We start from the raw sequence: 21,597 nt of genomic DNA on the forward strand, positions 1-21,597 counted from the left end.
AACAATGTCCGATAATCGAAACAATAATAATTCGCGAGTTGCAAGGCACAAAGCTGAAGCAAAACCCGCTAATAAGAAACGCCGGCCCCTCTTTTTAAGAATTCTAAAATGGCTGTTACTACTGATTGTAGTGGCTTTCGTGGCTGGGATTGGTTTGTTTGCCTACTATGTTAAAGATACACCAAACCTAACGCAAGCGGACCTGCAAAGTCCGAATGCGACAATTCTATACGATGATCAAGGGAAACCTTTCAAAACAATTGGTGGCGAAAATCGGAGTTATGTCAAGAGTGATCAAATCCCGCAAACATTAAAAGATGCAGTAGTCTCTATTGAAGATCGTCGTTTCTATAAAGAAAAATTCGGGATTGATCCAATCCGAATTGCGTCTGCTGCAGTCGCCAATATTACTGGTAAATCACCGCTGGGCTTACAAGGTGGGAGTACTTTAACCCAACAATTGATTAAACTGTCTAAATTCTCAACGAAAAACAGCGATCAGACTTTCAGACGAAAAGCACAAGAAGCGTGGCTTGCCGTTCAAGTCGAACGTCAATATTCAAAAGACCAAATCTTAGAGTATTATATGAACAAAGTGTACCTGAATAACGGGGTCAATGGTATGGGGACGGCTGCTAAGTATTATTATGGCAAGTCGTTGAAGGAATTAAGTTTGCCACAACTGGCATTGATTGCGGGTATGCCGCAATCGCCAAGTAATTACGATCCGTACCTCCACCCTGATTTAGCGAAGAAGCGCCGTGATTTAGTTCTTGATGCGCTTTTGCGGAACAATAAGATTACAGCAACTGAAGCTGCCGAAGCTAAACAAGTCCCAATTAATACCGGCTTAGTGGATCAACAAACAGTAGCGAATAGTTCAACGGATTCTAAAGCAACCGACGCTTACGTCAAGGAAGTCCTCGCCGACTTGAAGAAAAAAGGCTATGATCCGTACACGGCTGGTTTGAAAGTCTACACCAATATCAATATGGACGCGCAACGTAAGTTATACGATATCGTCAATAATGATAGCAGTATTCCATTCCCAGATGATCAACTACAAACAGCAGTTTCAATTACAGATCCTAATAACGGTCGAATTGTTGCGATGATTGGTGGTCGTAAAACTGGTGATGTGCAGCTCGGTTATAACCGGGCCGTGCAATCTGGCCGAAGTAATGGGTCATCAATGAAACCATTAATGGATTACGGTCCAGCTATCGAATATCTTGACTACTCAACTGCACAGAAACTACAAGATGTCCCTTACACTTATCCTGGAACCAATATTCAATTGCATAACTTTGATGGCCGTTATCTCGGTACAATTACCGCGCGTAATGCGCTTGCCAACTCACGAAACGTCCCAGCCATCGAACTGTTAGAAGCTGTTGGCATGACTAAAGCCCGTGAATTCGTGAAAGGCTTAGGCATTAACGTGCCAGCTGATACTGGTCTTTCTTATGGGATTGGTGGGAATGTTTCAACTGTTGATGAAGCTGCCGCATATGGCGCCTTCGCAAACGGTGGAACTTACTATGCACCAACTTATATCCATAAAGTCGAAACAGCCGATGGGATTACGCATAATTATGATTCTGATGGCACACAGGCTATGAAGAGTTCAACGGCCTACATGATTACTGATATGTTAAAAGATGTTATTAAAAATGGTTCTGGGACGTTAGCCCAAATTCCAGGGCTTCATCAAGCTGGTAAGACTGGGACAACCGATTATTCTAGCGAAGAAATTGCCAAATCTGGGTTAAACCCAACTTTAGCGAAGGATAGCTGGTTTGCCGGTTATACCAAGAACTATTCAGTGACGGTTTGGACTGGATACGATGAACCACTTAAAAATGGATTAACAATGAGTGAGCGGAACGTCGCCGCTTATATCTATAAAGCAATGATGGCCTACCTCGCTCAAAACGCAACCAACTCAGATTGGTCAATGCCAAGTAACGTGGTTGCTAAAAACGTGGCTGGCGTACGAGAACTCTATATTAAAGGGACGACGACCATTCCAAGTTCTTCAAGCAGTCGATCTTCTTCAAGTAGTGTACTCTACTCTAGCTCAGAAGCACCGGTCAGCTCAAGCAGTGAAATTTCTAGCTCAAGTAGCGTGGTTGAAACACCAAGTGAATCTTCCAGTGTGCCGGAGACCTCATCTTCAAGCACCCCAACTGAAAGTTCACAATCGCAACCTTCGACCTCAACCCCTCCGGCAACAACTAATCCAGGAACGGGGTCGACGACACAAACACCAGCAGCGCCAACTAACTAAAAGAAGCACCGTTCAGTTCAACGATAAACGTTGGCTGAACGGTGCTTTTTTTGCGTTTTTTAACCACGATCTTCAAGAAATTGTTGGCCTGCTTGGCAAATCCTTAATAAGGGACACTCATCGCAATGCGGCTTACGTGCCGTACAGACTTGCCGCCCAAAAAGAATGAGTGTGTGGTGCGCTTGAACCCATGTTTTCTTAGGAAGCTTCGCTTGAAAGTCCTTTTCAATCTGGATCACCGAGGCATCCTGTGCACTGATTTTGAGCCGTTTGGCAATCCGAGTGACATGCGTATCGACGGCAAATGATGGGACGTTAAAGGCGTCACCTAAAACGACATTCGCGGTCTTACGGCCAACACCAGCAAGTTGTTCCAATTCGGCATGTGTGCGCGGCACTTCCCCACCAAAATCTGCCATTAGTTGCTGGCAGCATGTTTTAATGTGTTTAGCTTTATTATGATATAACCCGATTGAATGAATATCAGCTTCAATATCGGCAATCTCTGCATTCGCGAAACTAGCTGGTGTCGGGAAATCAGCAAATAGTTGTGGGGTGACCTTATTGACGGAAACGTCGGTGGCTTGTGCGCTAAGCATCACCGCAATCAACAATTGAAACGGTGAATCAGCAACTAATGCGCCCTGCGCATCTGGAATTAAATTGTATAGTTGGTGCATGGCCCACTGTGTTTTGGCTTTTGATAACATCCGCTTCATCTCCTATTCGATTAACGTCTTGGATGGGCCTTTTGGTAAGCTTGTAGGGATTCTTTATCAGTAATATTTTGTTTCTGCCAGTTGAGCAAAATCTTATCAACGTACTTCAAGGAATAGACTTGATTTAAAACGGATTCTCGCACGGCTAATTGAATCAATTCTGGTTGATAATGATCTAAATCTAACCAGTTGGCAACAATCTCAGATTCCAATGGCGATAATGGGCGGCCAAGAGCTTGTTCAACTTGGTTAAAGACCGCACTCCGTTGGTTGCCGTCTAGTGCTTGTTGAGTGACTTGTGCGTCTTGAACGGCTAGCACGCTCAATTTAGTTAAGGCTGGTGTGAGATCGTAATGGTCTTCAGCCTTACCTTGTTCATTGACAGATGATTTAAGGGTAATTAGTTTTTTCTGTAAAAGTTGATGAATCAATGCGTAAATTTGGCTGGATTCAATTCCCATGCGTTCACCAATCACAGCTAAATCGGGAAAGTCATTGTTTTGACTGGCAAAATCACTGAGCTGTAAGTAAACCACTAATTCTTCAGAAGACATCTTGAGCGTTTGATAGTGATGCAGTAACAGTCGAGAGACACTCAATTGGCCGCCTTGTAAAAACGCGGTAAGTTCGTTCATATTCTAGCCTTCTTTTCTAAAAGTTTCATTAGTTCTATTGTAACCAATTTTAGACAAATAAAAAAGCGCCGAGAACCTGATTTCGGTTCACGGCGCTTTAGTTAATCCTCAAAGCCAACTCGTTTGAGTCAGCACTCTGATTTGAAACATGCTTTTGAAAGTAGTCCTCGGTGCTTTGCTACGTCCAGCAAACGATCGACTTGCATCGCTCATTCACTAGACTAGACAAATGCTCGAGAACTAACCACTTTCAACGCACTCTATTTGAAACGTGCTTCTTCGAACTGCCTTTTCCGGTTAACTGTAAAACGGGCACCATGGCTGTGAAGCGCCATAATGCCCGTTTTGCTGTTAATCCTCAAAGTCAACTCGTTCGAGTCAGCACTCTTTATGGTTTGATTCTGTTAATCATTCTTGGGAATGGAATTGTTTCACGTAAATGATCGATACCACAGATCCATGTAATGGCCCGTTCTAGACCTAATCCGAAACCAGAATGTGGCACTGATCCGTAACGACGTAAGTCTAAGTACCATTGATATTCTTCAAGGTCTAAGCCCATTGCTTTAATTTCAGCTTCTAATTTATCAAAGTCAGTTTCACGTTCACTACCACCGATAATTTCACCATAACCTTCTGGTGCCAATAAATCAGCACATAAGTAAACATCATCACGTGTTGGATGTGGCTTCATATAGAAAGGTTTGATGGCTTTTGGATAATTCAAAATGAAGACTGGTTGTTCAAATTGATCCGATAAATAAGTTTCATCTGGTGCGCCAAAATCATCGCCCCATTTAATATCGAAGTCAGCTGCTTGTAACATTTCAACAGCCTTATCGTATGAAATACGTGGATACGGTGTTTTAGTATATTTCTTCAATTGGTCAACATCACGGTCCAATAATTTTAATTCATAGGCACAGTGATCAATGACGTTTTGAACAAGGTAAGCCACGTATTTTTCTTGGACTTCAAGACTTTCATCTTGAGTTGTGAAGGCCATTTCTGGTTCAATCATCCAGAACTCAGTCAAATGACGACGAGTTTTGGATTTTTCAGCACGGAAAACAGGGCCAAAAGTGAAGACTTTGCCAAAGGCCATTGCGCCAGCTTCAGCGTATAACTGACCACTTTGTGTTAAATAAGCATCGTTGTCGAAATATTCGATGTGGAATAATTCAGTTGTCCCTTCAGGGGCACTACCCGTCAAGATTGGTGGATCCATCTTGATGAAGCCTTCTTGGTTAAAGAATTCATAAGAAGCGCGGATGATTTCATTTCTGATTTTCATGATCGCAAATGGGCGTTTTGAACGTAACCATAAGTGACGGTGATCTAATAAGAATTCGATCCCATGTTCTTTAGGTGTAATTGGGTATTCGCTGCTGTCACCAATTAATTCGATGTCAGAAATTTCAATTTCATAACCAAAGTGTGAACGAGTATCTTCATGAATGACCCCTGTCACCCACATACTTGATTCTTGTTTGACATCTTTTGCCAATTGGAAAACGGCTTCGCTTACTTGGCTTTTAACGACAACCCCTTGGAAAAAGGCAGTGCCATCACGTAATTGGAGGAATGAAATCTTCCCACTTGAACGTTTGTCGGTTAACCAAACGCCAATTTTAACTTCTTCATCGACATGGTTTTTTGCATCGATAATACTGATTTTTTTAACCATAAACTCTGTCTCCTTATGTGCAACATTTAATTTACAACAGTTCAAAATAACTGATAGTTATTATTATATAACAAAACCCTGACAACCACAGCCCCCTAATTGAGAACCCTAGATATTTTCAATCAATTGAATCGTCTTCCCGGTTTTAAAATCGAGGGTTAAATAACAAAGACGGCCTTTGTCACTTTTATAGACAACTTCCCAAACAGGCTTGTTGCGGTACATACCGAAGTTAATGTTCAGTACTTTTTGCGGATTTTTAGTTGACCATGTCTTTTCTAACGCATCGTTTTTAGAAATACCACCACTTTGACGATAGACAGTGGCATGATTGCCTTTTTCGTTGATTAAAACGAAGATGCCGTGATTATCACGGTCTTTACCACTAACGGTATAATATGTTGCATTTCGATGATACGTGTAGAACCCATCAGGCTCTTTTAATTTCGCGTATTTTTTAGCAATGTTAACGGCTTTGGTTTCAGCCGTTGCTTCGGGTTTTCGAGCTTGATGATAAATCATCAGCATGCTGCCAATGATTACCAACAATAAGAATATCCAGAGCCATCTCTTATATTTGCGCACGCTGCATTCTCTCCTTGTTCGCTTGAATAAGCCTTATTATAGCAAAAAATAACGGCTATCGGCGCTTAAAACCGAATCTTAGTGGGAATTTAACCAAAACAAGTCGGTTAATTCCCGGATTATTTTAACCGACGCTGCTTTTTGGGGCAAACTTGTCGGTAACGCGCGGCGCATTTGTTGCCCATATTGGGTCGATAATAACCGGGGATCTAAACAAATGAAGACGCCGCGATCGTTAGGGGTTCTGATTAAGCGCCCAAATGCTTGGCGTAGTTTAATCGTTGCTTTGGGTAAAGCCTCTGCTTTAAATGGATTAATTCCTTGGGCAGAAAGTTGAGCGTAACGAATTCGTGTCTGCAGTGCATTCGGCGCATCAAATGGTAATTGAACAAGCACCACTAATTCCAGTGCTGATTCCGGAAAATCAACACCAGCAATGAAACTGCTTGTCGCCAACAAGATTGAATCGTGCCCCAGCATAAAGCGCTTGGTAATTTTCTCCGCACTACCCGTAATCCCTTGGGCAAGAATCTCACGATCAAGCGATAAACCGGCGCGGCCAAGCGCATAATACACTTGTTCTAACGCCTGATTAGAATTAAAGAGGACTAACGCCTGATGCGGATTGCCAACTAATAACGTTAATAGCTGTTCAGCAACTGAATGATGGTACTCATTGGGGGCTAAATTCTTTTGACTAGGACCATCTTCAGCGATAAAAAAGCGCGCCTGTTGCTTGAAGCGGAATGGACTGCGTAATTTCTTAGTCGCTAGTGGTTGCGCTTCGGTAAAACCAAGTTCACGTTTCAAATAATCGAAGTGCCCATTAACCGCAAGGGTTGCGCCAGTCAAGGTGACTGGTTCAAAGTGCGCGAGGATCTGTTGCATTTGCGGACCAGCTGAAAGCAATTGCCACTGGAGCTTAAACTGTGGTAACTGACTAGGTTGTTTAGGCTGTGTCATCTGAATCATTAACGCGTGTTGTTCCTGCGGTTTCGTCGCAATGAATAATTGCTCAAACCGTTGATAGGCTTCAACATCCGCCAACAATAGGTTGATTTCGTTTTCAAATGACTGCCAAATCCCCAAATCCCCCTCTGTATATTGTTCTAACCGCTGTTCAAGCCAGTAACGCAACGCGAGAAAATGATCTTGAATGGTCAACAGTTGGCGGTTCAGTTGGTCGAATTGATTATGACAAGCGGTGACAAATTGAACCACTTCATCTGGATTCAAATAACGTTCACTAAACGCTTGATGCGCTTCTGGTTGCGGTAGTTCAAACGCTGTGGTTAGGTATGTCTCTAAGTCACTGATGGTTCGGCCTAACTTGGTTAAGTTTTTATGCACTAACCGTAACGAGCGGGCTTGCGGTGATTTTTTCGGGAAAAGCCGGGCTAAATTATTATTGGCCTGTTCCGGATCCGTATATTGCAACCCTTTTTGAGACCAAAGTTGCCAACGTGAAAGTGACCAATCTTGTTGCGCAATTTTTTGAACATTGAAAATCATATTTTGTGCTTCATCTAAGACCAAGTATGGTCGCGCACCCCAGGTTTGGTGATCATTCGCGTGCTCTGCCAGGTAGGCGTGGTTGGTGACGAGTAATTCGGCTTGTTGCTGGCGCTTATGCAGGCGACGTAAGAAATCATCTTGATAAAACGGCGCTTGTGGTTGCAGACTTGTTAATCCCCGGTGTTGCACGTTATTGAAAAATGGTGTTTGGTAACTCGTTAAATTGAGTTCATCCAAATCCCCCGTTGTTGTTTGGGTTAGCCAAACTAAGATTTTCATCTGAAGCAACCGCACCATCCGATTCTTATGTGGTAAACGGAGCGATAATTCAAAGCGATGCAAATCCAAATAGTGACGCGGACTCTTAACGATTTCGGCATTAATTTGGCGACCTACTAATTTTTCAAGAAGCGGTCTGGCCTGCGTTAAAATCTGATCCTGTAGCAGCGTTGTCGATGTTGCAACCACTAATTTGTGTTCAGGCGTCATGCGATAACTATAGGGGAGTAAATACCCGATGGTCTTCCCTAACCCGGTGGCTGCTTCAATTAATAGTGGTTCAGGTGCCTCAGATTCGAAATTATCGTGAATCATATCCATCATGGCAGCTTGCGCTTTACGCCATTTCAAGTGGGGTTTTAATAATCGTTTTTTATCAGCTTCTTCCACTGGATAATCAGCCGCAAAGTTAGATCCCGGATAGATTTCAAATGATTCCTCGGCTGGTTTTCGTAGGGCAATGTTTTCACGAATTAAGAGATCGTTCGGCAGCGGTCTCGATTGCGCATGCATCTGCTCGGCAATCGCTGTGAAGAAATCCCCTGTTTGACGTAACAAGCCCGCGCCTAACGCACTAAGACGTTCTAGGGTAACTAATGGCAGGGTCTTCAGCCGTGCCATTAATTTTAAGAATAATTTAGCCGTTACCAAGGCATCGCTGTCAGCTTGATGAGGATTGTCATGTTCGATGGCGAGTAACTGTGTGAGGTCTTGTAATCGATAGCTCGGTGCTTCCGGCAATACGATCTGAGCCAGTTCAACAGTATCGATGCCCGGCAAATCAAGTGGCGGTTGCCCCACGCGTTCTAATTCGCCATTTAAAAAAGGTAAGTCAAAGTTAATATTATGGGCCACGAAAACAGTACCGGATAAGAGTTCAACTAACGTTGGCGCTAAATCTTCGAAAATCGGTGCTAATTCGAGTTGATCAGCAGTGATATGCGTCAAATGTTGAATTTTAGTCGGTACGTCGCGAAGCGGATTAACATCTTGCGAAATCGTCTGAATGATTTTGCCGTTTTGAATGAGGGCGCATCCGAATTGAATAATGCGGTCCCCTTCTTTAATGTTTGTGCCAGTCGTTTCTAAATCAACGACGGCGTAAATTGTCTCTTGGTTCATGCTGTCACCAATACTTTACTCATTATTATATCAATCATACTATGAATGACGCGTAGAAACCAGTCTAGTTAATAGCGACTAGTTGGCCAATCGACAATAGATAGAGATATTTAGCGGTTACCGGCCGGTTAGCAATTTGCGTCAACGCGGCACTGTATAGGTTAATTTGGCCGGCATACCGCGCTTTAATCGCCTCAATGGCAGCTTCTGGATCAGCTGGGTTCACAAAATCAGTCTTATAGTCGAACAAAATACAGTCGGTATCCGTGGTTACATAACCATCCATAATCCCATGGATTAAGACATTGTCTTGATCTTCTGGGCGTAAACCGGCGAATAAGGATGCAGCCGGTAACAATAGTGAAAATGGGACTTCCCGATGAACTTGCGCTGGTTCAGCTAACAGTTGCTGACCCAACTCGCTCTCGAAGAATGTCATGATAGCAGCAACTTTAATTTGTTGTGCAACATTGGCAGTGAGGCTTTTTTGTAAAACAAGTTGGTCGATGACACTTTGCACCCGATCGATCGTTACTGGTTGGGTTAAATCGATTTCTTGTAAGACCAGATGCGTCGCCGTTCCAATTTCAGCCGGACTCGCTTTTCGAACAGTCTGCATGAATTGTGGTTGAGGTAGTTCATCGGTCACGTAACGATGGGTTTGTTGCGGTGTATCAGCGTCAAAGCGTAATTGCCCCAACTGATCATTGTCGGGATCTTCAAAGAGCCGTTTCACTTCTGAAACAGACTGGTAAGCTGTCGTTTCGGTGGCGCCTTTTGCTGGATAACTGAATGTTAGCTGGTCTTGAATCCCGTTGGCTAAATCAGTTGTTAAATCGACCGCCTTGAGTGCCACTTGTTGTTGCTGGCTCCAATCTTGATCATGGTGTAAAGCACCTGGTAATTCGCCAAGGCGCGTTTCACTTGTAAACGTTAAATTAAATTCAGTTGCGTCATCGCTCAGAGGTAGGAATGGTGTCCCCTCTTCGGTCCAATCACGGGCTTGCGGATGACGAATTAAGCTCAATCCAATCCAATCTAGTAAGTTCGTGCTAGCTTGACGAACAGAAGCGTCCAACCGCAGATCAGGATTTTGCTGTCCTTTTTGCCAAGTTGCAAATAGTTTCGCTTGGTTATCACAACTGCCCGCGATAATCAGCCGTTGCTCGGCACGCGTTAAAGCAACATAGAGTTTTCGCATTTCTTCAGCGCGTAACTTTTGCCGTTTTTGGGTCGTGATGGTTAATTCTGGTAGTGTTGGAATCTTTAACCGTTTTTTCGCGTCTAAGTAAACAATTCCGAGTCCCGATTGATCATCGAGCACGTAATTTTGGCGCAAGTCTTGCTCGTTAAATTGATGATTGGCATCCATTAGAAAGACCACCGGGAATTCTAAGCCTTTACTCCCATGAATCGTCATCACAGAGATGGCATCTTGATTGGCGAGACTGGTTGGTTGGGCTAAATCCTTATCTTGTTTTTGCAAACGTTCGATAAATTGGATGAACTGGAAGAGCCCTTTAAAGCCGTTTGCTTCGTAAGTCGCAGCGCGTTCATAGAGTGCGTGCAAGTTTGCTTGGCGTTGGCGACCTGCTGGCATCCCACCGGCGTAATCTAAAAAGCCGGTCTTTTGGTAAATTGTCCAGATTAAATAAACGAGTGGCCGTTGACGTGCAATGGCTCGTAACTCATTTAATAAGGTTTGGAAATGCGTTAATTTTTCGAAGACTTGTTGGCCGAGTTGGCCGGATTTTTGTGCTTCGAACTGATCAAGATAATTAAAAACGGCTTGGTAATAGTCATCCGTTTTATCATTAATCCGGATTAATGCGAGTTCATTTTCGTTCATACCGACAATTGGTGACCGAAGCACGCTAACCAGTGGAATATCTTGATTGGGATTATCAATAATTTTCAAGAAAGATAGCATGATTTGAATTTCCGTTGTTTGGAAATAATTCTGCGCATCACTAATGACAATCGGTAAGCCGAACCGTTGGAAATAATCAAGAATGATTAGGTTGTTGTTGCGCGTTGGCGTCAATAAGACAATATCTTGATAGCGAATTGGCCGGATTTCTTGCGTATCCCGATCCCAGATGGTTTCTTGATTATCAATCATTCGTTTAATTCGCTGTGCAACTGATGCAATCTGACCTTCAGCTTTATCAAGCTTGCCCGTTGATTCTTCATCAGTCGGTTTTGTTTCGTATAAAAGTAATTCAGTTGGCTGAGTTGGTTGATCGTCAGGATAATAAGTCGCACCATATTGCAATTCAGCGTTGTGATCGTAATCTAGCTGCCCTAATTGGCGGTCCATGATTTGTTTAAAGACTAAGTTGACGAAATCATCGATATTACGCCGTGAACGGAAGTTTTCTGCGAGAATAATGCGTTCACTATCGTTATCTGGCTTGGTGAATTCGTCGTACTTACCGAGGAACAAACTCGGATCAGCTAATCGAAAGGCATAGATGGATTGTTTAACATCCCCCACCATGAAGACGTTGCGGGGTGCTTGACTAGCGATAGTTTGAATGATTGTTTCTTGTAACTGGTTTGTATCTTGATATTCATCAACCAGGATTTCACTGAATTTATTTTGATAGAACGTTCGTGCTGCCTCTGATTCCGGAGTGTCACCGGCCAAAATATCCAAACAGAAATGTTCTAAATCGCCAAAATCTAGTAAATAGCGGCGTTTCTTCTCAGCTTGGAAGGCTTGCTTAAAATCGCGGGTAACCGTCACTAACTTACCGACTAACTCACCAGCGCGCCGTTGAATCTGACTGGTTTGTGCTTCGTCAAAGACAAAATAGGTTGTTAAAAGATCGTTTAGTGCCCCTTTGACATTATCGAGGGCGTTTTTGATCCGGTCCTTGTCATATTGTTCATCGGGTTCTAATTTCTTAGTTCGTTTGGCGGGTCCCAATTGGGCGTCGGTCAATTGTGTGCGCCACTGCGCCCAACTTAAAGTGGCCGCGTTGGCTTGAATGGCAGTTAGTGCTGCTTGTGCCGTTGCGATAGTTGGCAAGTATACCGCAAATTTCTCGTTTGTTTGACTTAGTTCGTTGGCGAGTGCCAAGTCTTTTAAACAGGTTGCCAAGGTCGCTTCTAACTTTGGCAGAATCGTTGTTTTGAAATAAGCACTGGTTGTTAGGCCAGTCTCTGGTACCTCGTAAGGGGCGGTTAGAGATTGTAACCATTCATCGGGCGCTGGATTGGCACCAGAGAAGTTAAACAGTTCGAAAACAATGTTAGTTAGCCCATCATCGTTGCGATCGTTCGAAAAATTTTGCGCTAAATCATAAAATAAGGCGTCGTTTGACTGGTAATGTTCTTCGCGAACGCGTTGCCAAACTTGATCCTCTAATAAGAGATGTTCCGCAGTATCACTTAATAACCGAAACGCGGGATCTAACTTAATCACGTAGTAGAAATGTTTAATGACTTGTAAGCAAAACGCATGCAACGTGCTGATTTGTGCGGTCGGGACTAGGCTGAGTTGCTGCCGTAAGCGTTGTTGCACCGCTTTGTCGGTTGCCTCGCTTGCTTTTTTTCGCAGTGCCGTTTGAATCCGTTGGCGCATTTCGGATGCGGCGGCTTCGGTAAACGTCACTACCAATAGTGAATCCACATCAGTGCCATTCAAGATTTTTTGAATCACGCGTTCAACTAAAACGGTTGTCTTCCCGGAGCCCGCCGAGGCAGAAACGAGGATATCATGCCCCGCGTGATCAACGGCTGCTTGTTGGGTTGGTGTAAATCGGCGATCACTCATGTCGTTCTTCCTCCGAGTTCATAATTTTGGCTAAGACGGCTTGATTATCAAGCGCACTTAATTGGCGATAATTATTTTCTGGTAACATCGCATCGAATTGGAAAATCGATTTATATGGCGACATTGTGAGTGCATTCGTGCGGTCGGGCCGCATAATCGGATTCAAAGCATTTTTGCCAGCAAAAATCGCTTCCCCCGCTGCTTTGATTAGTTGATCGTTATGGGCAATTAATTGCTGTAACTCATCAAGGGTGACCAGTTGTTTCGATTTGAATGCCCCACTCTTTGGACGATTGAAGTTAAACAGTGGTGAATAGCCACTTTCTAAAGCTGTATCCAAGTTTTCGAGTAAGGTCTCATCGTTTAAAATTAAGCCATCATACTTAAATTGATCCAGTAATAATTGATCGAGTTCGCCTTTTTGTAGTTGAGCGAGTTTTTGTTTGTTCAGTTGCTTCAATGACATTGTTGGGTTTTGAAGGTGCAGATAAAAGGCCCCGGCTGGTTTTACCTTGCTTTGCGCTGGTAAAATTGCTGCTTGATCTTGCAAGACAGTTTCAAGGTATGTCAACATTTGCAATGCCAAACCATAGTATGCATCGCGGAAGCTAAAGCTGTGTTGACTGGATTTGTAATCAACAATTCCCAGGTAGGCTTGGTCGTTTAATGTCAGTTGATCGATCCGGTCAATTTTTCCCCGCACCTTAACCCGACGTTGATTGGGTAATTCGAATTCTAGACCAGCTAATCCTTGTTGGGCACCAACTTGGCCGAATAAGACTTCGGTTGCCAACGGTTTTAAGTTCGTTCGTTGACTCTGATCGCGCAATGTCCGGCTGACGCGTTTAATTGTTTGACTCAATTGTTGGCGAATGTAGCCCATTCGCGCTGATTTATTGAGGATCTTAAATTCTGGTTGTTCATACGCTTTTTGTAAGATTTCATCCGTCAATGCATCGATTTGTTGATTATCGAGATCGGGTAAGACTAAGCGTTGGGCTTGAATCATCTTGATAAATTGATCTAAGACTTGGTGGTAGAAATCACCGGTATTTGCAGGTGTCAGTTCAAAAATTGGGCGCTCGTTCAGTTTTAAGCCGTATTTTAAGAAATAAGCGTATTGATTTTGATAGAACTCTTCTAATTTCGAGATCGACGTATGGATTTCATTGCCATATAACCCAGTGACAATATCGCTTGTCAGTGCAACGGGTTGGTTATGGTACGCCAGACTTTGAAGGAGTTGATTGGTTAAGTAGTGACTAACAGGAAATTGTTGTAATAAACGATAAACAGTCTGCCATTGGTCAGGAATTAGTGTTTGCGTCGCTTGTGCTTGTCGCGCAACTTGAATCAAATCGCTTAACAAACTACGCCAAGAACCCGTAATTGGCGCTGTACTTGTCGGAATGACTTCTGCTAGAACGCGTTGCTCGGTTAAATGGAAGTAGTTTTTAATCCGGTCGACATAGGGGGATACCGTGTAGTTCGCCCCTTCCCCATTATTCAATGGATAAGTGAAATACAATCCTTCAGTACCACTTAAAAAGGCCAAGTAGTTCAGATAAGGTTCAAAGCTCATCTGACTAGCACTTGGATCAGTTAAGAATTGTTCTGAATTGAACCGATCGGTTAATAGTTGCCGATCATGGTCGGATAATAAGGCGCTGGTTTCAATCTGATCAGGCATCACTTGATCGGTCGCACCAATCATAAAGGTAATTTTGCGGCGTTTAGTCTGCACCATCCCTGATTCAGATAAAACGACCTGGTCGAGTGTCGATGGAATTTGCGCATATTGCGCCGTATTAAACCCGGCCGCTAGTAAATCCCAAAAGCCCTTTAGTTCGAAAGGTTGGTCGCCTAATAACGTCACATATTCATCCAACATCGTCATAAATGTTTGCCATGTCTGTTCCGGTTGGCCAGCTAAGGCAATTTGATTGGCTGCGAGTGCTTGGTCCCGCCAATTTAACAATTGTCGATCGACACCTTGTTCGATTAAGAATTGATAGAGCACTTTAGCGGCATCGCGCCCTGTTTTGGCACTGTCTAACCGTTTATAAAATGGTGGTAATACGGATTGAACATAATGCCGAATCCGATTGATCCGTTCCGTGAGCACTTCATCTTCTGTTGTTCGAACACCATCTTGGAAGGAACCGAACCGATAATATTGCCAATCGGCTGCGCTTAACCAATCATACCCTTCATACCCACTTTTTAAAATCAGATTTTCACACAAATCAAGATCAGCCCGGAATTCAGCGACTGATTGATAGTCATCTGGTATTAAAAGCTCCGTCTTCAAAAGCGCCATTACATCTTCATAGCGGTAGTAATGCTCTTTCACATCAAACAACGCTGCCAACATCGCAACAAGTGGATGGGCCGCCATTGTTTCCGGTAAATCGCAGAAGTACGGCACTTCGTATTCTGTAAAAATCGGCGCAATCATTGTTTCATAAGGGGCTAAATGCCGAGTCATAATCAAGAAGTCTCGGTAGCGATAGTGGCCGGTTTGGACTAAACGACGAATTTCACGGGCAACATACCGTAATTCGGTATACCGATTTTCGGCACCGATCACTTGAAGTTGCGTCGAATCGATTTCTGGTGCTGTTGGGATCTGACCGTGGTTTTCAGAAGCAACCCAGTACCGATCAAGCGCGAGTAACGTTGGTGAAACCCGCTGGTTAGTGGCAATCTGATCAGTCATGATGGGAATGTGATTTTGCTTGGCCTGTTGGTATAATTGATAATACGTACGCTCAGCTTGATAAAAGAAGCTGAGTTTTTCCGGTGGTTGTTGGTAATTAACATAGTCGGTAATTAAGGCTACGGTTAAGCTTGCTTGCTGCATTAAGACGGCGACTAGCGCTTGTTCTTGAGCCGTGAATTGTGCGAAACCTTCGATATAGAAATGACAATCGTGTAAGTCTTGTTTTTTTAAATAATCAGTTAAGGCATCAATTAACGTCGTATTTTCGATGAATTGCTTTTGCATAGCGGCTTCAAACGCCGTGGCAATAATGGTTATTTCCCGCAATTTAGTAGTCAGTTCGACTTCTTCGGGCGCTAGCTGGGCCGCAATCTCAGTTAGCTCATCGGGTGTAATACAGCCCACTTTAAGTTCCAATAGTTGGCTCGTTAATTGAGCAACAAAGCCTGTTTGATTGACTTCCCCACCAAATAAGCTGAGTTCTTCTGCATGTTCTTGCAAGAGGCGGTAGACAAGGATGTTTAACCCGGCGGTTGAAATCCGCGGAATCTGGTAGTACGGGGTATTTTTTATGAAATACCAAGCTAATCGACTTAATGAGAAGACTTGGACGCGTGAGGTTGCGACATACTCACTTCCAGGGGTTTTTAGGTCATTTAAAAGTGCGACTTCAGATTCAAATTTGATATGATTCGGGACCAAATAAAAAAAGCGGTCCGTGTTGGTGGCCTTAAGGTCTGTTTGTAGTTGCTTGACTAGTGTTTGATGGTGGTCATAACTAGCTGTACCAATAATAAATTTTAAGCTCATGGCGCCCACACTCCTTTGGCGTCATTTTACCATAGATAGACAAGTGATTGGGATAAAATCCGGCTAGTCCGTTGGTAAAAAGCGGGTATAATAGGAAACCCATTAACCTGTGCCCAATTTGATTTATGTGGCGGTCATTTTTGTTTTGCAGTATAGTAGTAAGGGTATCTTCAAGTCAGAAAAAGAGATTAAGGGTGATTGTATGCAGACTGGTGTTGGCCAAAGTCATGCGAAAATTATTTTAATTGGGGAACACGCTGTCGTTTATGGACAACCTGCGATTGCCCTCCCCATCTTTGCGGTTCAAGCGCGGGTAACGGTAACTCTCGAGCCGGCACTCCAGACACCGCAAATTAAGAGTACTTATTACAATGGTCCTCTAGAACAGGCTGTTGGTCAGATGCAAGGCATTCGCCGGTTAATTGAACAACTGTGGCATGCATTAGATCCGAACTTAACCCCGTTTGAATTGACGATTGAAAGTGACTTACCGCCCGAACGCGGGATGGGTTCTTCAGCCGCAACGGCCGTCGCCATCATTCGAGCGTTATTTGCGACTTATCATCAAGAGCTCAGTCAACAACGGCTGCTAAAGCTAGCCGCGCTCTCCGAAAATTTAATCCACGGTAATCCAAGCGGGATTGACGCCGCGACAACCGGCGCAACTACACCATTATGGTTTGTCAAAGGGCAGCCGCTTCAACCCCTACCCATTAATTTAAAAGGGTATCTCGTAATCGCCGACAGCGGTCAAAAGGGGCAAACAGGTGCCGCCGTCAAAAGCGTTCAGAATCAAATGATGTCCAATCCAGAACAAACGCAACCCTTAATTGACCATTTGGGTTATCTAACGCAACAAGTCGCAAGAAATATTGCCCAAAACGAATTAACGGTACTTGGCGCGAACCTCAACCGTGCTCAACTTGATTTGCGGGCACTCGGTGTCAGCAATGCCCGTGTTGATCATTTGATTGATGTGGCTAATCAGACCGGTAGTTTGGGCACTAAGTTAACGGGTGGTGGCCGTGGTGGCTGCATTATCGCCCTGGCCGCTACGCAAAGTGCTGCGGATGATTTGGCACAAGCCTTATCAGCAGCTGGTGCCATCAAAACTTGGATTCAACCACTACACGCACTTTAAAAAAAATTAGGAGTATTACTATGGGACAATCAATTACAGCCAGAGCACATACGAATATTGCGCTCATTAAGTATTGGGGAAAACAAAATCCGGAATTGATTATTCCGTATAACAGTAGTCTTTCAATGACGCTAGATCATTTTTATACAGATACAACGGTCCGCTTTTCAACTGATTTGACTGCTGACCAAATTAGCTTTAATGGTGCCATTGCGGATACCAAAACTAGTACGCAGATGAGTCAGTTTCTCGATTTAATTCGAAAACAGGCGCATCTGCCTTTATTTGCTGCTGTGGAAACCATTAATCATGTCCCCAATGCTGCTGGGTTGGCCTCTTCTGCTTCCGGTTATGCGGCATTAGCTGCTGCAGGTAGTCGTGCAGCTGGGCTTGAACTTAACGATCGGGATCTTTCGAGATTAGCCCGCCGTGGTTCTGGCTCTGCAACCCGCTCGATTTATGGTGGTTTTGTGGAATGGCAACGTGGGACCAATGATTTGGATTCATACGCTGTTCCCGTTCAAGAAACAGTTGATTGGGACATCCAGATGATTGCGATTGTCTTAAATGATCGTCAAAAAGCCATCGCCAGTCGTGCTGGGATGGCGAATACGGTGGCCACGTCGCCCTACTACCCAGCATGGGTTGAAACCGCTCAAGCCGCAATTCCGGCAATGAAGGCCGCAATCGTTAAGAAAGATATAAATTTGGTGGGGCAATTAGCAGAACAAAGTGCGATGCAGATGCATGCGACAACCCTTAGTGCCGTCCCACCTTTCACCTATTTTGAACCTGAAACCCTACAAGCAATTAAAGTCGTGCAGACCTTGCGCCAACAGGGTGTTTCTTGCTATTATACTATGGATGCTGGTCCAAACGTGAAAGTGATTTGTACCAGTCAGGAAACACCTCAGATTTTAGCGGCGCTTGCGCCCTATTTTAGTCCTGAACAACTCCTTGTTGCTAAACCAGGTCCTGGTGTGAGCTATCGATAATGCAAATTTAAGTTAAACGTGAAAGGTTCTGATGGTTTGATAACGGCTAAAGCGCCCGGAAAGCTGTATATTGCTGGCGAATACGCAGTAGTAGAAACAGGTTTTCCGGCTATTATCGTGGCTTTAAATCAATTTGTGACAGTCACAATTGAAGAGAGTCATGAATATGGGAGTATTGTGTCTAAACAATACCAAGAAAATTCCCTTTATTGGCAACGACAAGGTGATGAAATGGTTTTTGATAACCGCGATAATCCCTTCCATTATATTTTGTCCGCGATTCGCTTAACGGAACAATACGCACGTCAAGCGGGTAAGACACTGCGCGTCTACCACCTACGGGTAAATAGTGATTTAGACTCTGCTGATGGTAAAAAATACGGTTTAGGCAGTTCAGCCGCCGTAACCGTTGCAACGGTAAAAGCTCTCTGCGCCTTTTATGAATTATCACTATCAAACGACCAATTGTATAAACTTGCTGCTATTGCGCATTTAGATGTGCAGGGCAACGGTTCTTTAGGCGACATTGCTGCTAGTGTTTTTGGTGGCTGGGTCGCTTATCGGTCATTTGATAAACAATGGCTTGCTGACATTCGACCAACTGTTAGTCTAACGGAGCTGCTCGAAATGCCATGGCCTAGTCTTTCAATCGAATTATTAACACCGCCAGCAGAGTTGTCACTCTTGATTGGTTGGACGGGGTCGCCCGCTTCAACCTCGCACTTGGTGGATAAAATTGCCCTTGCTAAAACAGAACGGCAAGCCGATTATCAAAACTTCCTCGCAGCTAGCAAAGCTTGCTTAGAAGCGATGGTCGAAGGGTTTCGTCGTAATGATTTAGCCCAGATCCAAGCTGAATTACGCCACAATCGTGCCATTTTACAAGATCTCGCTCACTTCAGTCACGTCGCTATTGAAACGCCAATATTACAGAAAATGGGCGCATTAGCCGAGACAATCGGCGGTGCTGCCAAAACATCTGGTGCTGGCGGTGGTGATTGTGGGATTGTCATTATTGATCGCGCTATCGAAACAGAGGCCCTCTTTGAACAATGGCGGGCCAATCAAATTGAACGATTGAACCTTGCAGTTCACCTCGTAGATTAGGAGCTTACCCATGGTCAGACCCAAACAATCCATTCAATCTCATCGGAAAGATGAACATGTCTTTTTAGCGGAAAAATTCCACCATGGTGATGCCATCAATGACTTTGATGGAATTCGGTTTATCCATCAAAGCTTACCCGAAATTGCGGTATCCGACGTGGATATCAGTACCGATTTTGCCGGGACTAACCGGGCCAGTCCCTTTTATATCAACGGCATGACCGGTGGTAGTCAGCAGACAAAGAAAATTAACGCACAATTAGCGCAAGTCGCCCAAATTACCAACCTACCAATGGCAACTGGCTCCCAATCGGTAGCCATTAAAGATCCGTCACTAGCGGATACATTTAGCGTGATTCGCGAATTCAATCCCCACGGGTTTGTACTCGCTAATATTGGTGCTGGTAATGATTTGAATGTGGCTAAGCAAGCCGTTGCAATGACCCAAGCCAATGCCCTAGAAATTCACGTCAACACGCCACAAGAAATTGTCATGCCTGAAGGTGATCAAGATTTCTACTGGTTAGACGAGATTGCTAACATTGTCGCCAATGTTGGTGTGCCCGTTATCGTGAAAGAAGTTGGTTTTGGGATGAGTGCTGATACAATCGCGCAACTCAAGCAAATCGGTGTGCAATTCATCGATGTTTCTGGCCGTGGCGGGACCAACTTTGTCACAATCGAAAACGAACGGCGTCATGATAAAGCCTACGATTACTTAGCTGATTGGGGCCAATCAACGGTCGAATCGCTCTTTGAATCACGCGCTTTCCAAAATGACGTCAATATCCTCGCTTCAGGTGGGATTCGGAATCCCCTAGATATCGTTAAAGCACTTCGACTTGGTGCCAGTGCTGTTGGGATTTCCGGTCAATTCTTGCACATGGTTTTAAAAGAAGGCCCGACACAAATGGCGGAAAACTTGCTCACTTGGCAAGCGCAGATTCAAGAGATTATGGCAATGCTTGGCGCACGCGATATTCAAGCGCTCCAAAAGGCGCCAATTATTCTCTCGCCTGAATTACGGCATTATTTGAATGAACGGCACATAACATTTTAAGCAGCAAAAGCCCGGTAGAAGGATTTCTTCTACCGGGCTTTATTTGATTGCTTAATTAGCAACTACGACTTTGCCAATCATTTGGTTCGTTTCGACCAGTTGATGCGCTTGCCGTAAGTTGGCTGCTGAAATTGGGCTTAAGCACTTTGTCAGGGTTGATTGCAATTTGTTTTGTTCCAATAAGGTTGCAATCTGTCCTAAGATAATGCCTTGACTCGCTAAATCCGTTGTTTGATAGTAGGTCTTTGAGAAAACCCACTCCCAAGCGAACTCGACCCGTTTTTTAGTTAATTTTTGTAAATCGACCGGGCGATGATTTTCAGTGATTGAAGCGATGCGGCCATTGGGCTTAATCAGGCGCGCCATACTCTCCCAGTGTTGATCGATGTTATTCAACTCTAATATATAATCGACCGTTTGATAGCCGAGTGCGTGCACCTGTTCAATGAGTGATTGATGATGGTTAACGACTTGATCCGCACCATGGGCCAGCGCCCACTTTTGCGTTTCCGGACGGGAGGCAGTCGCAATCACGTGCAATCCGGCCAAATGTGCCAGTTGGGTGGCGATCGAACCAACCCCACCTGCCCCATTAATGATTAGGATGGTTTGATCATGATTAGTGGTTCGATCTTCAAAATCAATGTGTAATTTCTCAAATAAAGCTTCCCAAGCCGTCAGCGCTGTGAGCGGCATCGCGGCAGCTTGCGCGTCCGTTAAATTCTGCGGTGCTTTTGCGACGATTCGTTCATCCACTAATTGATATTCGCTATTACTACCTGGTCGTTTAAAGTCCCCAACATAAAAGACACGATCACCCGGTTTAAATAACGTGACGGCATTGCCAATTCCTGTGACAATCCCAACAGCGTCCCAGCCAAGAATACGGGGCGTTTTTGATTGTCCTCTACCCCCTTTTCGAACGCCAACATCTACAGGGTTAACTGAAACAGCGGTCACTTGTACGCATAAATCGTGTGGTTTTGGTTTGGGACTGGGGAGATTAAAAGCCATTAAACTTTCTTCATTTGTAATCGGTAAATGTTTGGTAAAACCAATTGCTTGCATTAAAAATGCCTTCTTTCTTATTCACCATTAGTCTAAAACATTAATTGCCCCGTAACAATCGTGTATCGAATGTAACTAGTT

General features: G+C 44.0%; 13 protein-coding genes. 5 read left to right on the forward strand and 8 right to left on the reverse strand.

Translation table 11 applies throughout. From position 1 onward, the window contains the following. Nucleotides 1-4: 4 nt before the first annotated feature. The gene (locus LCU_RS02935) at nt 5-2,290 is read left to right on the forward strand and encodes a transglycosylase domain-containing protein (RefSeq protein WP_056966874.1); all 2,286 of its coding nucleotides are present in this window, start codon (nt 5-7) and stop codon (nt 2,288-2,290) included. Between the two features lie 59 nt (nt 2,291-2,349). Here the strand turns inward: LCU_RS02935 and nth are convergent, their stop codons facing one another. The 7 genes from nth to LCU_RS02970 form a co-directional block, all read right to left on the reverse strand. Next, nucleotides 2,350-3,000, reverse strand: a complete 651-nt coding sequence (gene nth / locus LCU_RS02940) for an endonuclease III (RefSeq protein WP_054644465.1) — start codon at nt 2,998-3,000, stop codon at nt 2,350-2,352. Between the two features lie 20 nt (nt 3,001-3,020). Next, on the reverse strand, nt 3,021-3,644 hold the full coding sequence (locus LCU_RS02945) for a DnaD domain protein (RefSeq protein ID WP_056966872.1): 624 nt from the start codon (nt 3,642-3,644) through the stop codon (nt 3,021-3,023). Nucleotides 3,645-4,032: 388 nt separating this feature from the next. Next, entirely contained in the window at nt 4,033-5,331 is a 1,299-nt protein-coding gene (gene asnS / locus LCU_RS02950; RefSeq protein ID WP_039099577.1) for an asparagine--tRNA ligase, read from the reverse strand. 108 nt (nt 5,332-5,439) lie between these two features. Continuing rightward, entirely contained in the window at nt 5,440-5,916 is a 477-nt protein-coding gene (locus LCU_RS02955) for a cell wall elongation regulator TseB-like domain-containing protein (RefSeq protein WP_004270558.1), read from the reverse strand. Nucleotides 5,917-5,994: 78 nt separating this feature from the next. Beyond that, nucleotides 5,995-8,832, reverse strand: a complete 2,838-nt coding sequence (locus LCU_RS02960; RefSeq protein WP_056966182.1) for a helicase C-terminal domain-containing protein — start codon at nt 8,830-8,832, stop codon at nt 5,995-5,997. Nucleotides 8,833-8,896: 64 nt separating this feature from the next. Further along, nucleotides 8,897-12,613, reverse strand: a complete 3,717-nt coding sequence (gene addA, locus LCU_RS02965) for a helicase-exonuclease AddAB subunit AddA (RefSeq protein WP_056966184.1) — start codon at nt 12,611-12,613, stop codon at nt 8,897-8,899. Next, nucleotides 12,606-16,145 carry a PD-(D/E)XK nuclease family protein gene (locus LCU_RS02970; protein WP_056966186.1) on the reverse strand — a complete coding sequence of 1,180 codons (3,540 nt, stop codon included), beginning with the start codon at nt 16,143-16,145 and terminating at the stop codon, nt 12,606-12,608. Before LCU_RS02970 ends, addA begins: the two co-directional genes overlap by 8 nt. A gap of 202 nt (nt 16,146-16,347) precedes the next feature. On the opposite strand from LCU_RS02970, the gene mvk reads away from it, so the two are divergent. The 4 genes from mvk to fni are packed head-to-tail and all read left to right on the forward strand — an operon-like array spanning nt 16,348 to nt 20,448. Continuing rightward, on the forward strand, nt 16,348-17,286 hold the full coding sequence (gene mvk / locus LCU_RS02975; RefSeq protein WP_035186511.1) for a mevalonate kinase: 939 nt from the start codon (nt 16,348-16,350) through the stop codon (nt 17,284-17,286). Nucleotides 17,287-17,306: 20 nt separating this feature from the next. Next, nucleotides 17,307-18,281: a diphosphomevalonate decarboxylase gene (gene mvaD / locus LCU_RS02980; protein ID WP_056966188.1), complete on the forward strand. Its 975-nt coding sequence runs from the start codon at nt 17,307-17,309 to the stop codon at nt 18,279-18,281. Between the two features lie 36 nt (nt 18,282-18,317). Then, the gene (locus LCU_RS02985) at nt 18,318-19,388 is read left to right on the forward strand and encodes a phosphomevalonate kinase (RefSeq protein WP_056966195.1); all 1,071 of its coding nucleotides are present in this window, start codon (nt 18,318-18,320) and stop codon (nt 19,386-19,388) included. 10 nt (nt 19,389-19,398) lie between these two features. Next, nucleotides 19,399-20,448, forward strand: a complete 1,050-nt coding sequence (gene fni, locus LCU_RS02990; protein ID WP_054644462.1) for a type 2 isopentenyl-diphosphate Delta-isomerase — start codon at nt 19,399-19,401, stop codon at nt 20,446-20,448. A gap of 51 nt (nt 20,449-20,499) precedes the next feature. Here the strand turns inward: fni and LCU_RS02995 are convergent, their stop codons facing one another. Then, nucleotides 20,500-21,516, reverse strand: coding sequence for a zinc-binding alcohol dehydrogenase family protein (locus LCU_RS02995; RefSeq protein ID WP_004271287.1), 1,017 nt, complete (start codon nt 21,514-21,516; stop codon nt 20,500-20,502). Nucleotides 21,517-21,597: the final 81 nt, after the last annotated feature.

Origin of the sequence: Latilactobacillus curvatus JCM 1096 = DSM 20019 (assembly GCF_004101845.1) — a bacterium.
Classification (GTDB): Bacteria; Bacillota; Bacilli; order Lactobacillales; family Lactobacillaceae; genus Latilactobacillus; species Latilactobacillus curvatus.